At 37.2% G+C, this 15,559-nt stretch carries 16 protein-coding genes; 6 read left to right on the top strand and 10 right to left on the bottom strand.

Annotated features, from left to right (window positions below; all coding sequences use genetic code 11):
* The first annotated feature begins 187 nt into the window (after positions 1-187).
* From LQ216_RS14495 to LQ216_RS14485, 3 genes are all read left to right on the top strand, one after another.
* Positions 188-1,441, top strand: a complete 1,254-nt coding sequence (locus LQ216_RS14495; protein ID WP_230130195.1) for a HAMP domain-containing sensor histidine kinase — start codon at positions 188-190, stop codon at positions 1,439-1,441.
* Between the two features lie 607 nt (positions 1,442-2,048).
* The gene (locus LQ216_RS14490) at positions 2,049-2,396 is read left to right on the top strand and encodes a PadR family transcriptional regulator (RefSeq protein ID WP_230130194.1); all 348 of its coding nucleotides are present in this window, start codon (positions 2,049-2,051) and stop codon (positions 2,394-2,396) included.
* Complete coding sequence (locus LQ216_RS14485) at positions 2,383-3,393, top strand: hypothetical protein (protein WP_230130193.1); 1,011 nt, start codon at positions 2,383-2,385, stop codon at positions 3,391-3,393. The genes LQ216_RS14490 and LQ216_RS14485 overlap by 14 nt, the downstream gene beginning before the upstream one ends.
* A 192-nt stretch (positions 3,394-3,585) precedes the next feature.
* On the opposite strand, the gene LQ216_RS14480 is transcribed toward LQ216_RS14485, so the two are convergent.
* The 8 genes from LQ216_RS14480 to LQ216_RS14445 form a co-directional block, all read right to left on the bottom strand.
* Positions 3,586-3,954, bottom strand: a complete 369-nt coding sequence (locus tag LQ216_RS14480; RefSeq protein WP_230130192.1) for a DUF5643 domain-containing protein — start codon at positions 3,952-3,954, stop codon at positions 3,586-3,588.
* 373 nt (positions 3,955-4,327) lie between these two features.
* The gene (locus LQ216_RS14475) at positions 4,328-5,488 is read right to left on the bottom strand and encodes a CapA family protein (RefSeq protein WP_230130191.1); all 1,161 of its coding nucleotides are present in this window, start codon (positions 5,486-5,488) and stop codon (positions 4,328-4,330) included.
* A gap of 214 nt (positions 5,489-5,702) precedes the next feature.
* Complete coding sequence (locus LQ216_RS14470) at positions 5,703-6,173, bottom strand: DinB family protein (RefSeq protein ID WP_230130190.1); 471 nt, start codon at positions 6,171-6,173, stop codon at positions 5,703-5,705.
* A 523-nt stretch (positions 6,174-6,696) separates the two neighbouring features.
* Positions 6,697-8,334: a ribosomal protection-like ABC-F family protein gene (abc-f, locus tag LQ216_RS14465; RefSeq protein ID WP_230130189.1), complete on the bottom strand. Its 1,638-nt coding sequence runs from the start codon at positions 8,332-8,334 to the stop codon at positions 6,697-6,699.
* A 300-nt stretch (positions 8,335-8,634) separates the two neighbouring features.
* Complete coding sequence (locus LQ216_RS14460; RefSeq protein WP_230130188.1) at positions 8,635-9,126, bottom strand: DinB family protein; 492 nt, start codon at positions 9,124-9,126, stop codon at positions 8,635-8,637.
* Positions 9,087-9,374, bottom strand: a complete 288-nt coding sequence (locus LQ216_RS14455) for a DivIVA domain-containing protein (protein WP_230130187.1) — start codon at positions 9,372-9,374, stop codon at positions 9,087-9,089. The genes LQ216_RS14460 and LQ216_RS14455 overlap by 40 nt, the downstream gene beginning before the upstream one ends.
* 26 nt (positions 9,375-9,400) lie before the next feature.
* A complete protein-coding gene (locus tag LQ216_RS14450; RefSeq protein WP_230130186.1) occupies positions 9,401-9,589 on the bottom strand; it encodes a hypothetical protein in 189 nt (62 codons plus the stop codon).
* A gap of 154 nt (positions 9,590-9,743) precedes the next feature.
* A complete protein-coding gene (locus tag LQ216_RS14445; protein WP_230130185.1) occupies positions 9,744-10,109 on the bottom strand; it encodes a hypothetical protein in 366 nt (121 codons plus the stop codon).
* Between the two features lie 211 nt (positions 10,110-10,320).
* Here LQ216_RS14445 and LQ216_RS14440 point away from each other — a divergent pair, with 211 nt between their 5' ends.
* From LQ216_RS14440 to LQ216_RS14430, 3 genes are read left to right on the top strand one after another with little or no spacing between them, the layout of a single operon-like run.
* Positions 10,321-10,851, top strand: a complete 531-nt coding sequence (locus LQ216_RS14440) for a sigma-70 family RNA polymerase sigma factor (RefSeq protein ID WP_230130286.1) — start codon at positions 10,321-10,323, stop codon at positions 10,849-10,851.
* The gene (locus tag LQ216_RS14435) at positions 10,841-11,260 is read left to right on the top strand and encodes a PadR family transcriptional regulator (protein ID WP_230130184.1); all 420 of its coding nucleotides are present in this window, start codon (positions 10,841-10,843) and stop codon (positions 11,258-11,260) included. Before LQ216_RS14440 ends, LQ216_RS14435 begins: the two co-directional genes overlap by 11 nt.
* Positions 11,257-12,534, top strand: a complete 1,278-nt coding sequence (locus LQ216_RS14430; RefSeq protein ID WP_230130183.1) for an FtsW/RodA/SpoVE family cell cycle protein — start codon at positions 11,257-11,259, stop codon at positions 12,532-12,534. Before LQ216_RS14435 ends, LQ216_RS14430 begins: the two co-directional genes overlap by 4 nt.
* 202 nt (positions 12,535-12,736) lie before the next feature.
* Here LQ216_RS14430 and LQ216_RS14425 read toward each other — a convergent pair whose 3' ends face one another.
* Positions 12,737-13,168 (bottom strand): hypothetical protein, encoded by a 432-nt coding sequence (locus LQ216_RS14425; protein WP_230130182.1) that lies wholly within the window; start codon positions 13,166-13,168, stop codon positions 12,737-12,739.
* A gap of 604 nt (positions 13,169-13,772) precedes the next feature.
* Positions 13,773-15,506, bottom strand: a complete 1,734-nt coding sequence (locus LQ216_RS14420) for an ABC transporter ATP-binding protein (protein WP_230130181.1) — start codon at positions 15,504-15,506, stop codon at positions 13,773-13,775.
* Between the last annotated feature and the right edge of the window lie 53 nt (positions 15,507-15,559).

Here is a 15,559-nt window from a genome sequence, read left to right as displayed (position 1 = left end):
AGATATTATAATTGTCTGACTTTTTAGTTAGAGAGATAGAGTGTGATTTTCGGTAACTCCTTAAGTTGAGTAAAGGAACTGCGGGAGACAACAGAGCCTTTTTAATGATAGAAATGAATTAGAAAGGAAAAGAGAATTTTATTAGTTATTTTTGTAAAAAAGAGAATTTTCATAAAGGAGTAAAACAATGGAAATCCAATATAATAATATCCTTCTCCAAATGTTAATGGTGCTGTTCCCTATTATTCTATATCTCGCTATAACAAATGACAGATACACTAATAAAAAGGACCATTCCTACTGGGGATATATTTGTGCAATTACGATGGGCTTAACAATGGCTTTTGCAATAAAGATAGATGAAGGAATATTCCTGGATTTAAGGATGGTTCCATGGTTTTTATCATTTATATACGGGGGGACTACTGTAGGAATTTGGGTTACAATATTTTACTTTGTCATTCGCTTTCTATTAGGCGGAAGTGGAATGATACCCGCCTTCATTGTAATGTTTTTATCAAGCTTTGTTATTTTCAAGTTCCGCACAAGTTTTCAACAATGGGAACGCAAAAAGAAAATCCTGTTATCTAAACTTTTCCTTGTTGTTTCTTCTGCTTCGATCCCATTTATCGGAACCATTGTACTTAAAGAGCCGCTCTCCATAGTCAGACTGATTTGCTATGTTTGTTTTATTATTGCAAATGGCATAACAGTATGGCTTGCCATACACTTGATGGAATCGCACAGGGAGAAACAGGAGCTGTTAAAAGAAATCCAAAGAAACGAGAAATTACACGTAGTAGGACAGATGGCTGCAAGTGTTGCTCATGAGATAAGGAATCCAATGACGAGTGTAAGAGGTTTTATTCAACTCCTGTCGGTTTCTAACAACATTACTACTTCTGAAAAGGGCTTCTTAAACTTATGCTTAAACGAATTGGACCGGGCAAATGAAATCATTTCTGACTACCTCGCATTTGGGAAAGGCGACGAAATTGATCAGCTCTCTCAAGTAGATATCTCCTTAGAAGCAATGCAGTCAGTAAAATCACTATCGTCCTATTCGATACTACACGGTGTTAATGTATCTCTGGATATATGTGACCGTGCTATTGTTATGGGCATCCCTAGCAGACTAAAGCAAATGTTTGTGAATCTTATTAAGAATGCTATTGAAGCAGCAAGTCCTAATGGGAATGTTGAGCTGAAGATATATATCCGTAACCAGCAGGTGGAACTCACTATCACCGATGACGGGGAAGGAATGAATGCGCAGCAGATTGAAAACCTTGGTCTGCCTTATTATTCAACAAAAGAAAAAGGAACGGGACTTGGTTTAATGGTTACGCTTCAAATCATTAGAGAGATGGGGGGAAATTATACAGTCAAAAGCAACTTAAATAATGGAACCGCTTTTAAAGTAACTTTCCCACTGATTTAAAATACTAAAAGATACGAAAATCAAAGTTAAAATAATAATGATATTTTTAGCTATCCATTAAGGGGTTCAAAAAACCTCATCAGAAAGAGGAAAGGTATACGAAGCAAGTTAATTCATGGGCAATTGAGCGCGTATCTCATAGTATTCAGTAATGACTGATAAAAAGACAGAAAAACTTTACATTTTTATGAGGGTTTAGGATTTCGACTCACTCGCGAATGTTTAAAAATGAAGATTTAAGTAAATGAAAAAATCAGAATTTATTATTTTTTCATTTACTTAAATCTTGTCTCTTTTAAAAGACCTTTCATACTGAAGGAGCCATTCCTATCTCCACAAACCGCCTGCATAACCTGCTAATTGACCAAATGAAGCTCATTGAATTCCTGAATCTTGTTCATTTAACTACCTCCTATTGTTTGTTGTATCCCATTTTATCAAGGAAGCTGCATCCACTTCGTCCTCATTCTTGCTCTTATGGTCTATGATTCTTTTCTGAAGAGATTTTTTTATGAGTATATTAAAAAATAAATAATAAAAATCTAACTATATTGTTCACTTTACATTACTGTATGTCATACACTATAATAAAATCGGAGGTGCAAAGATGAATGATTTAGTGAGTTCACTAACGACAGAATTACGCAGGGGAAACTTAACATTGGCCGTTCTGAGCCAGTTGCAGACACCTCAATATGGATATTCACTTGTTCAGCTATTAGAAGAACACAACTTCCACATCGATCAAAGCACACTGTATCCTTTGCTTCGACGGTTGGAGAAGCAGGAATTGTTAACAAGTCAGTGGGACACGACGGAAAGCAGACCGAGAAAATATTATTTATTGAGTGATTTTGGGAAAGAAGTGTATCAGCAATTAAGAGAAGAATGGACGAAAACATCGATGCAGCTAAATTCTTTATTAAAAGGGGGAGATAAGGATGAATCTGATTGAGATTTATATTAATGAAGTAACAAGGAGACTTGCTGAAAAAAATCGGGCGGACATTGCGATGGAGTTGCGGTCGACAATCGAGGATATGCTGCCGGATGATTATTCAGATGAAGATATAAAGAAGGTATTGATGACACTTGGTGATCCTGTCGGTCTGGCGTATAAGTATGAGGACAAGAAACGGTACGTGATAGGACCTGTGGTTTATGATAGCTATATTAATGTTTTAAAGGTAGCCGTTTTTTGCGCACTTGCGATTGGCCTCCTTTCAATCTGGATCAGTGGAATTATCACATACGATAGTGAGATGGCGACGGGGGCGTTTATCCTTCAACTGTTTGTGAAATCAATCGTTACACTATTGAGTATTTTAGGCCAAGTGTTCTTTTGGGTAACGATCGTGTTCATCTTCCTCGAAAGGATGGGGGATCTAACAAGCAAAGGTACATTCCGGGGTAAGCTATGGACTCCAGATGATTTACTATCGGTTACGCAACCCCTGCCCAAAAAACAAATCTCAAAAACAGAAGTGTTTTTCAGTTTATTTTGGACAGCACTATGGGCAAGCGTTTTATTCAATTCCACGAGATTTTTGGGATGGTATGAGCAGCAAGGAACTGGATTAGAGAGTTTAAGAATTTCTGTTCCACTGTTTAATCAGGGTGTGCTGATGACATATGCCCCCGCGATAATTGCAATGGTTGCTATTGAAGTCGGCTTTACGATTTATAAGCTGGTTAAAGGGACATGGACCACGCTTGTGGTAGGGTTGAACGCACTCTACCATATCGCTTTCACGATCATTCTTTGTTTCATGCTCAGTAACTCAGCGCTTTTCAATGAAGCCTTTGTTGAGTTAATGCTCAGTGCCTTTGACGTGGATCCTTCCAAATATAAAGTAACCTGGCAAAGCATTATTTGGGGGACTGCCGGTATTATGATTATTTTTTCTATCATGGATATTGTTAGCAGATTTAAAAGCAGCAAAAGAAAGTAAAGTCCAAGACTGCTCAATCTGAGCTCGGAAATTTGTTTCTCTATACCCGTAACTGTTGATTTATAAAAAAGTTTAATCATAAATACGTCTTATAATGTTGATTTACCAAAAATAAAAGAGCGTAGAAATTAGTTTTTAATTTCTACGCTTCAGAATAAGATATTCTTTTATACAGTCCGCAACTTTCAAATTCTATTGGAGATTAATTTTAATCCTCTTCATTTTGTGTTCTTCATGTCCCTTTCCTTCTCCTAAGCTGAAAATAATTGTCGGTTGGATATAAAGCTTTGTTGCTTTTTCATCAATGACTCCGATTGAATCGCTCCATTTATAGTTTTCTAAATCATGGCTTTCACCACCGTTTGGTTCCACATGATATTCATTGCCTAAGTCATCTTTGATATAAAGGATTGGCGAAATATCATTCCATTTTTCCAGTAAAGAAGGTTCTATAATTTGTTTGTAATCGATGATTGTTGAAACATCTGTTCTCCGAATTTCATTAATAACAAGCGTTACATCTTTTTCTGTAAAGAAATGCGCCTGAATGCGGAAGTTCATTTTGTTGAATTATTGAAGTTCAGCACCCGTTAGCCATCCATGCAGCGGCAAAATCGAACTGTCGATACTGGTTCTTAATCCAGTTAATCCAATCCATAATACGGGCTATTTTATCTGAATTTCACCACTCTTCAGCTTTAGGTATAAGAGAAACAACCTCATATGCCAGTTTTCGTATATGTTTTGCGAAATAGGTTCTTCGTCAATGAGTCGTGTTCTTCTGTCGGTTCAAGCCGGTTTATGTGGAACATGGTGAGAGTGTTTACCTTATTAGGAGGAATGTGAGGTCCACCTGCTACATAGCCGATGGCTTTTTCATTATGTTAAATATAATACAATAAGTTTTTTCAAGTCCATATAGACTGTACCTTCATTAAAAATCAAATGACAGTTCAGGCATGAATTGATTCATATGTTTTTGGATTTCGTTGTATTTGGCGGCCTGATCACTCGAGGCTTTCATTGGAATGATCTCAAATGGCCGGTTGACCCAGGTTGGCAGGAATTTGGGATTTTGCAGTTCGATTTTCACATCATCCCCGGTTTGGATTTTCTTTACACCAATTTGCATAATACCGCCGATGTTTGTGTAATCCCGCAGCTGGCCGGATAAAAAATTCCCAAGCGAATAAGCAACAAACGCCCGTTCGCCGTTTGGTTTTGAAAGCCATGAAACAGGCTGCAAAACGTGTGGGTGGTGGCCAATAATAATATCAGCTCCCGCATTAGCTGTCGTTTGAGCAAGCAGTTTTTGTGCATCATTAGGCAACCGTTCATACTCTTTGCCGAAATGCAGGCTGATCACAACGACATCTGATATTTTCTCTGCTTCTTTAACTTCCGCCTGGATTCTCGTGGTATCAATTAAATTCACAAGATGCGGTTTCCCCGCAGGAACAGAAATCCCATTCGTTCCATACGTATAGCTGAGAAACGAAAAGGTAATATCGTTTCTTTTTAATATCCGGATAATCTGCTGGTCTTCAGACGATTGATAAGCACCTGTATAAGGCATCCCTATACTGTTCCAGTGGTTAAGCGCATTCAAAATGGCCTTTTCTCCTCGGTCAAGTGTATGGTTGTTGGCGATTGTCACGAGATCAACCCCGTTTGCCTTTAGAGCATCTCCCACCTCAACCGGTGAATTAAAGGATGGAAATCCCGAAACCCCTATTTCTGTCCCGCCGATCATCGTTTCCTGATTAGCCACCATAATATCCGTTTTTTCCAGATAGGGCTTCACAAATCGGAACATCGGATTAAAGTCATACGAGCCGTTCGACTTGCGGACAGTATTATACACCCTATCGTGAATTAAAATATCTCCCACAGCTCCTATAGTTGCTGCAGTTATTTTTTGTTTTGGAACAAGTGGAGGAGCGGGAGATGAAGAGTTATCGGGTTTAAGTTTCTTTTTGTTTTCTGCCTTTGTTTCCGAAACTTTTGGTTGCTCTTGAAATTGATCTTTTACAAATGGTGCTAGAAGCAATAACAAACACATAAATCCAGCTAGTAACACTAGTATTTTTTTCATGGCAACTGCTACCTCCTACTATTATAGTAGGGGGGTTTTATGAAATAAAACTCCTTTAATTGGTGTTCCATAATAAATCCCTCCTTATCTCAATTAAGTTGTATATATTCTCCATTTAAAACTAGTATCCTTCTTCAACTCCCTTTTAGCATTCGAGAGATAAATGTTATCTAACTGAGGGAGTTTAATAAGTTTAGTATATGAATATACGCCATTATACATGGCTCTGCCGATACGTATTCCCCACCCGTTCAATCTGGGAGAGGTGTCCTCGTACATGCTGAACACGGTATTCCAATAATTGTTTAAAAGTGAAACGTCCTGCGTCTGCATACACACCTACCCTTTCGGCTTGTTCGGCTGTCAGCTTGGTCAGAATAGGCAACATGCTGGAACGAAGCAATTTGAACAGGAGCAGATATTGTTCACGGTCCAACTGGTCATACCCCAATACCTTCGCCCATGCGTCCTGGTCAGTCGACATCAAAAGTGGCTCCTCCTCCGACAGGACTTTTTTCAATCTCTGTGTCGAAACCAGTTCGGAGTCAGCTACATGGATTAGAATCTGGTGGATACTCCATTTGTCGGGTGCAGACTTGAAACGAAGCTCCTCCTCAGCCAAACCTTCAATGGCTTCCCGTAACATTTTGTATCCACAGCCGTACTCCTTAATTAACGCCTCCATATTTAATACCTCCTATTTTCAAGTAACCTCTTATTACAAAACCAATTAGTATATTCTTGTTTTTTAGTAAATATCCTTTTATCCTCTTATTCAACTGACGTATATTTCATTCATATACCATAACCCAATACTTTTCTCCTGGTTTACCTTCTTCATGGAACTTCCCGTTAAATAAATAACTTAGAGCTTCTATTTCCTCTACATAATTCCTGCATTTACTCAAAACCTGGCCCTTCAATGAAACTAGACGCATTCCCTTATTATTGAAATGCGCCTGATTGTAGAAGACAAATAAAGAACAGCTAACAGAATGGGAATACAAATAGCCGATAAACGGGCAATTGTATAGCGATAATAAAGTCTTTTAATTTTGCTTTAAGAAGCTTAAAGGAGATATTAACTAAAACGTACTACCTCCTTTTTAAACTCTTTAAAATGATTCGTTCAGCGTAAATACACCATTAATAAAAACTAATATCAAATTTGTTTAATTTTATTCCACTATCGTGCGTTCGTTAGTGAATTATAGATTTTCTAATCTCTTGATCTTTTTTGAAAGCTCATTGAATCTTTGATCGAGTTCTATATACTCTGGGCTTTTTGATGATAAAAAGCTCAATTTTCCTAATACTTCTTGTCGCTCTGTTTCGAGCTTTAAGCGCTGTTCCGCAAGTGAATCAACCTTTTCATTTGATTGCGTTAATTTCTTCTGAATACGATGATTTTCAAAAATTAACTGAACGGAAGTCGTTTTGCTTAAGAAATATTGATCGTGTGAAACAACAACCAATGTACCGGTATACTCTGCTAACGTTATTTCCAATTGTTCTCTCGAAGGCAAATCTAAATGGTTTGTCGGTTCATCTAAAATTAGTACATCTTTTTCTTCCAGTATATATAGCATAAGTTTACACTTCACGCGCTCTCCCATACTCATCTGTTCAATTGGCTCAGACCACCTGCTTGCTGTAAATCCTAAATGCTTCATTAAATTCTGAACCTTGCCCCGTTCTTTAAATGTTTCACGTTTAAATAATTGTTCAGGCGTTTGCTCAAGAGGTAAGTCAAATACTTGCTGCGTTAAATAACCAATATTCGCAGATGGGGAGATCCAAATGTCCCCGCAAGCCTGCTCCTTGCCCATTACGATATTTAAAAATGTCGTTTTCCCACTGCCATTCGGGCCAATAAGCGCTACTTTTTCACCGTGTTGAATTGTAAAATTCGTCTGTTCAAATAATATTCGTTCCCCAAACACCTTTTTTAAATTTTTTACCTCTAAAAATCTTTTGCCGACCTTCGTATTCGCTTCTAACGAAAATCGAACAAGATAATCCTCCTTAACACGTTCAACCTTCGTCTTCTCAAGTTCCTTCTCTAGACGCTTACGCTTAGATTTGACTTGAGAATCCATTCGTTTCGCTTTTAGGCGGTAATATTCTTTAGCTCCTTCTTGCTTCGTCGATTGTGCATGTGCTTTATGCGACCACGATGTCAGTTCGTTTATTTGATTTTCTACGAGTTCGATTTTTCTTTGTTGTTTTTCGTACTCTCTTGCCTGCGTTAATCTTCTTTGTTCTCGAATCTTTGTATAATGTGTATAGTTTCCTTTTTGCTCGATTAATTTCGTATTTTCAATCGACCAAATTTTTGTTGCTACAGTATCCAAAAAATATCTGTCATGTGAAACGAAAATGATTGTACCCGTATAATTTTCTATTTGATTCACTAACAGCTGCGTACTTTCTATATCTAGATGGTTTGTTGGTTCATCTAATAAGAGTAAGTCCCGTGCTGACGCGAAACCTTTTGCAAGACGAATTTTGAGCTTTTCTCCGCCACTTAACACCTCATAAGGAACATCTGGAATATGCCATTTCACCATCAAGGTAGCTTCTGATTGTGTAACATGCTCAGATGCGTATGTTTGTTTCTCTTGATCCACTAAAAAGACATCGGTTTTGTGGTTCTTCCATTCAACCTGTCCCTCAGATAGCTTTATAGTCCCAAGTAAAATTTGTAATAGCGTGGACTTTCCACTACCATTACGGCCAATTAGACCAATCACTTCTCCACGACCAATAGTTGCGTTAATATCTTTAAATATAATACGGTCCATAATCTCTAAGTTTATGTGATTTAATTTTACGATTTCTTTCATCGTATCACCCTTTCTTTTTCAAGGGAGAAAAAAATCCTCCCAAATGAATTTGGAAGGATTAGTTGCATTTTTCATAACGAAAATAAGCTATTTAATGAATAGCTTAAAAAAATTATATGGAAAATGGGCAGACTAATCCTATTTTTTAATTTGAAAAATAATTCTCAAATGTTTGAAATAAGATTAGTTCTTCATCGGCCACCCATCATCCCTTCTAATATGATTATATATTATACCCACAAAATCAACGAATGAGAAGAAAAGTCTAGCCCTGTAACTTAATAATAAATATTGATTTGACTACACTTCGCCAACATCCACTTTCCAGCTCTTCTGGAGTTTTCGAATATAAATGATTTGACCAATGTGATATGCGTTATGAGTTGACACATTTCCGAGTATTTCCCACCACTTCGCAGGTGCAGGAAAACCATTTACTTCACTTTCAACTTTTTCTTCCGTTAATAAATTCTGCCATTGTAACAGCACCTCTAAAAGTCGTTCTTTTAAGTCATTAAACTTTTTATTTTCTGGAATGATAAAGCTTTTATTATTATCACCTATGGAAGGCACAGCATTTACATGAGATTTTTGATACCTGGTTTGCCATGTTACATTCCAATAAAGCAGGTGCTGCACAATTTCAGCAATACTATTACAATCTTCATTAGGCTTCCAAAACGCTTCTTCCTCTGACAAGTTTTTCACAGAGTCAGAAAATGGAAGGTACCAGCTAGGATCATTAGCATTCGCTAATAATTGATCGGATAATACGTCTTTTGCATGAAACATGCTTTCCACCCTCCTAATAAATATTTTCTTTGAATCCAAAACAATTCATAAAATGAATACCTAGTTCTATCCATTCTCTTGAGTAAAGTTAATTCCCTTAATAATTTTTTATAAAAACCGTTTACTTCATCAATATCATAGCCACCAAATGCTCTTTTTTTAAAGGCCTTATTGTGAATAATCTCTTTATTCAATAGTATATTCGGATGAATTTTTTCATTTGTAGTAGGAACTTTTTCAACTGTCATAGAATCGACTATTCCCTCAGTGAACATTAGTAAAATTCTTTCCCATCGTGATTTTCCATTCCAACCTCTATACTTGTAAAATCAAGTTGTTGTGCAGGAGACATAGAAGTTGTGGTTATATTTGTTATAAAATATTCGTCACGAATCATGGCTTGACAAACTTCATTCAATTTAGGGTAATCTTTTATATGTTCACTTAATCTTTCATATAGCATAATAACCTCCATCAAATAGAACCAATTATTATTGGTTTGATTAGAAACCCGTTATTATCTTAGCATGTCCTTGTTGAACTAAACTGCCCGTTTGTTAAAGTGTATATCTTCACATTTTTTTAATGCCGTTGGCCTAACCTTCAACGATTGCTAGTTATTTCAACATTTCATCATTGAATTCAACGAATAAAATATCGTCTCTTTCTTTGGCTGAAAAAATCTTAGCTCCAACAGGAAGTTTGTTGGACATTTCATTTTTAAAATTTGTATTAGTCTCATTCCTAGTTTTTATTTCAGCAATTTGAATGTCTTTAGTTAATGACAACTCTTCTACCCAATCAATATTCGTCTTGTAGATTACTCCATCGTATTGAAAAATATCAGCATCAGGATCCAATGATAAAACTTCTTCAGCATCAATGCTGTCAAAATTTACTGTTTTGTTTTCTTCTTTTGAGCAACCAGTAACTACAAATAAAAATAATAAAAATAGAAGAAGATAGTAATTATTAAATTTCATTTTCTTCCGTCACCTCAAATACTTCCTGAAAAACTGTTTTTCATCTACCAATGATTAGACGTCTATTAAACAAAAGAAGTTCCTTTTTACTACGATACTTATTAAACAAAACTGCCCCGCTAACGGAGAATTTTCAAAAACAGAAAACCTTCTTATAAGTACTATCGTCTATATATTTAGGAAGGAAGGGTGAACGGTTTTGGAGGAGTTTGTGTTGAAATGGTCTCAAGCGAAAGATGAAGAAGCCTTACTAGATGAAATTATGTACCTGTATGGACAGGATATTCTGCAATTGGTCTATTCCTATGTGAAAGACGCAGTTGTGGCAGAGGACTTGACACAGGAGATTTTCATCAAATGCTATAAGGCGCTTCCCGCGTATAACCAACAATCAAATGTAAGGACGTGGCTTTGGAGAATTGCTATTAACCATTGTAAGGATTATTGGAAAAGCTGGTACTTCCGAAAAGTTTCGCCTGTGGAAGTGGAGCAGGACTGGACTTCTTCCGATAATGTGGAAGAATCGGTCATTCAACACGATGAAGACAGGAAGCTTGCTACTGCTGTCATGGAGCTACCTGTCCCGTATCGCGAGGTCATTTACCTCCATTATTTTCAGGAAATGAAGCTCATGGAGATTTCTGAAATTACCGGGGTCAAACTTGGAACGGTGAAGACCCGAATGCGCAAGGCGAAAAGAATGTTAAAAACCTATTTGGAGGAATTCACCGATGGAAGATAAATTAACACGCTTGAAATCGGCTATGAAAAAGCATACATTTGCTGATTTGAAATTCACGGAAAATCATAGGAGCTCCATCCATACTACTATCAAAAAGCAGGATGTAAGCAAGGAAGAGATCATGATTGCCATTTTCAGATCGTTGGATAAGGAGAAAAGCGGTTATCAAATTAACGAATGTCTTTACCAGAAAGGGATCCGGAAGTTTGAAGATGACGAAGGCTCCTTGTATAGTACCCTTCACGAACTTGAGCAGGAAGGCTGGCTCCAGTCTTTTTGGGAAACGGAAGACAGGAAGCTCTATTCCTTGGATGAACGTGGGGAAAAGTGGCTAAAGAAAACGGAATCTAGAAGTAGTTCAACCTTTAAACGCTTGCGAACGGCGTTAGAAGGAGGAGGAACCGATTGAGAAGAAGTAATCATTTTTTAGATGAAGTTACGTCTAATATCCGATCAAAAGAAGCAAAAAAATATGTAGAAGCTGAATTAAAAGCCCATTTGCATCAAGCGAAGACTGAACTGGTCAAAAAAGGATATACAGAGGATGAAGCAGAGATTCTAGCTGTCCGAAATATGGGAAGCCCCTCGGTCATTGGCCAGAAGATGGACAAGCTGCACAGGCCGAAGATTGATTGGAAGCTAATGGGCATGTTTCTGTTCATGTCAGCTGCGGGCCTGTTTTTGTTTTCGTTCTTATTTAAGGAGGGTAATTCATTTTCAGTGCTGAAGCAGGTATATTCTGTAGCAGGAAGTGTAACTTTGGCCTGTATCCTTCTTTTTTTCGATTATCGAAAATTTCAGAGATGGGGCTGGGTTTTCTTTACGATGGGATGTCTGATTCTCGTTCAGTTCCTATTTTCCAATGTATTAGTGAACGGCAGTCCGCGAATTAATATTGGCGGTTTATTGTCGGTCGATTCCATTGTGGTTCTGCCGCTTTTTCTGCTTGGCTGGGCCGGAATTTTGCAATCAAAAAAGATGAATGTTTATTTGGCCGCCAGTCTATACGTCTGTACTACTTTTCTGTTTCTAAATACAATCAACTGGCAGGCGGTGGCGCTTTATTCAGTGATGGTTGCTGTCATGGTTTGGAAGAGCTGCCTCAATAAAAGGAAAATCCTTATCACTGCAGCGGTCCTGCTTACTGCATGTGTTTCCCTTCTGCTTATATCCTTGAAAAATATACAGGCCTATCAATTAGAAAGACTTTATGCGTTCGTCACTCCTGAAAAATTTAGTGAGACATCTGGGTATATGTATTTAAAATTGGAAAAGCTAATTGAGAACGCCGGATGGTTTGGTCATTTTGGTTCCCTCGGGGAGATTGATTTTTTTAATCAAATGATGACGGATTTCATCTTTGTAACGATTACTTATAAGATTGGCTGGGCCGGGGCCCTGATCATTGGTTTGCTGTTTTTATGGATAATCTGGCGAATCTCGCGTATATTCCGTGCTGTGACAGACCCATTTGGGAAAATGCTTGTTTCCGGCAGTCTTGCCATATTCACTGCACAGGTAACTGTCAGCATCGGAATGTCTCTCGGCTTATTACCGATTATCAGCGTATCCCTGCCATTTATGAGTTATGGTGCTTTATCAGCGATGATTAACGCCTGCTTGTTTGGTCTGATTTTAAGTGTTTTTCACAAAAAAGATATTATACTGATGAAGAAAATATGAGAGTATGGAACTGCAGCTCATACTCTTTTTCAAAGAAACTGAAAATAGGCGTAATGTATGAAGCTTTGAAAGATGCAATATATTAAATAACATTATAAAAAACGAACCAATTGGCTCTCTCTTTTGAACCCAATTAACAACTAAAACAGCACATAAAATGGCATGAAAAAGGAGCAGAATTCCGCTTTTTTTTTCGTTTTACTTATTTTAATTCAGCTAATTTATCGCCTGTAATAATTTCAAACAAAATCGTTGAATTTTCTTTTGTTAATTGGGCGTACTGATTGTCCCCTTGAACAATCTCTAATTTATCTTTATTTGGACTAATCCAAACTTTGTGTAATACTGATTTCGCTTCTATTTCAGGATTTTTGAATTGAAAAACAAATTGGTAGTCAGGCGGGCGAGACATACTTACTTTTGCATCTTCCCAATCAGTTTCATTAAGTATTTCCTTTACTTTTAGGACTTGTTCCCTATCGGTGACTTTCTTAAAATCTTCAAAATTATTTTGATCTCTAACACGTTTTTGAACCTCAATTAGTTGTTCTTCGCTTTCTATTCCGTTTGAGCAACCTGTTACTATTATTAAAAAAATTGTAATAAGACCAAAAAATAACCTTTGTAAATTCAAGCTATTCCCTCCTTTGTCTATTTGACGTTTGTTTATTATATAGAGTTTCACCTCTAATTTAAGATCTTTACTATCAAACAAATACTATCCTACGCATCCAACTTTAACATAAAATTCCATAAACCTTTGTGAAATATAAAAATAAGTCGAGAATTTTATCCCCGACTTTATTGCATTTAAATCAAATTGTTTTTTGCAATGCCTAATCGTTGAGCTAGTGTTCCTACTGTCCTTTTTATATGTTAAAAAAAAATTGTAGTAAGTCTTATTCCACGATCTGGCCCTATTGTGAAAAGACGTATTCCTTATTAAAGAAATGCGCCCGATTGAAATATAGTCATTATACTTATTGAAGATAAGCACCAGTTTGTTCAACAAGGAAGATTATTATCAAATCAATCCTTTGGAATCTCAAAATCATTTTCTAATTTTTCAAGCGGTTGATTGCTCCGTTCAGACAGGAAAATATTAATTCGTTTGCCCAACTGAATAACACGGCGAGCGTTGATCTTCCTATAGGACATCAATACGACTTGAATGAAAATCGATGTCACTAGATCAAGGTTTTTCCTTCTTTTCGGCTTTAAATGCATACTGTCCTACACTATGTTAGCTGCTGTTCAGCATATATACGATACAATTCATGTGACTGTATTAATTCACGATGGGTACCGATGCCTGTTACCTTTCCTTTTTCGATGAAAATGATTTGATCTGCATCGACAATGGTGGATAATCGGTGAGCGATCACGAAGGTTGTGCGCCCTTCCATTAATCGTGATAGAGCTGCTTGGACAACGCTTTCTGACTGGCTATCTAAGCTTGCTGTGGCTTCGTCCATCATTAGAATTTTTGGATCTCTTAAAAAAGCGCGAGCGATGGCAATTCGCTGTCTTTGACCACCTGATAATTTCACACCACGCTCCCCCACTTCCGTGTCCAATCCTTGTGAGAACGATTTAATAAATTCAGCAGCGTATGCCATTTCAGCGACTTTCCACAAACGTTCATCTGATATACTTTCCCAATTTTTCAATCCATAACATAAATTTTCACGAATGGTCCCAGCCATCATCGCACTTTCTTGTGATACATAGCCAATTTGACTGCGCCATGAATCTAGTGATAACTGGTTGATTGGTGTGTTACCAATTCGTATCTCACCGGCTATTGGTTCGTAATACCTTTCAAGTAATCCGAACATCGTTGTTTTTCCACCACCACTTGGGCCAGCAAAAGCGATCATTTGACCAGGCATTGCATCAAAGGACACGTCTTGAATGACGGGTTCATCTTTACTATAAGTAAAGGATACATTTAGGACATGAACAGGTTCATTTGTAATATTGACCTCTAATCCTTCTTGCCCTTCCTCTAACGGAAGTTCAATGATATCAATGATCCTTTCTGTTGCTCCTTTTGCTTTTTGTAATTGTGTAAAAAACAAGGCAAAAGACGTAATCGGATAGATAATTTGAAAAAGATAGAGAAGAAAAGCTACGAGAGACCCCGTTGACATTGATCCATTTGCCACACGTATTCCACCATAACCAATGATCATAACAATGACGATCATAATGATTGTGTACATAATTGGACCGATTAGGGCAAATATCCTTGCTTCCTTTAATCCATAAGAAAGCAGATTTTTCACACCATTGATTCCTTTTTCTTCTTCGAATTTTTCTGCAGTGGAGGATTTCATTAATCGAATCTCACTAATTGTCTGTTGAATATTCCCTGAGAACGTGGCAGTTTCATCTTGTAAACCACGGGATATTTTGGCCATCTTTCCTCCGAGAGGCATCATGATCGCCATTGTGAGAGGAACGGTAATTAACATTAACAAAGTCATTTTCCAGTCCATAATGAGTAAGATGATAATCGCACCAATAATTGAAATGACACCTGTTATAAATTGCGGGAAATGCTGTGAAATTAAATCTTTTACAATTCCTGTATCGTTTACGACGCGACTTACTGACTCTCCGCTTTGTTGTTTATCAAAGTAGCTTACGGGCAATCGAATGAGCTTTACCCACATTTGCTTCCGCAAACTAGCCACAATTCGTTGACCGACTGCAGCTAGCAAGTACGTCGATACCCCATCGATTACACCTTGCAAAATAAATACAACTGCAATAGCAATAATAATAGGGATGCTTATGGATGCTGCGGAGAAACCATCTACAAGTTCTCTTGTTAATAGTGGGATGGAAAGGCCAACAAGAGTTGTAAAGATACTACCTATTAAACCAATGGTTAACATCAATTTTGGAATGTTTGTTGATAAAATAAGGGTAATAAATGGCTTCAAGCCATCTTTTTGGGTTTTCATTATTTCTAACTCCTTTTATAAAATGGGATAAACACCGCCAGTTAAAAACGTTT

This window comes from Bacillus sp. CECT 9360, from assembly GCF_918741275.1.
GTDB lineage: Bacteria > Bacillota > Bacilli > Bacillales > DSM-1321 > Peribacillus.
The sequence above is the reverse complement of the archived record's forward strand: the minus strand, read 5'-3'. Positions and strand labels throughout refer to the sequence as shown.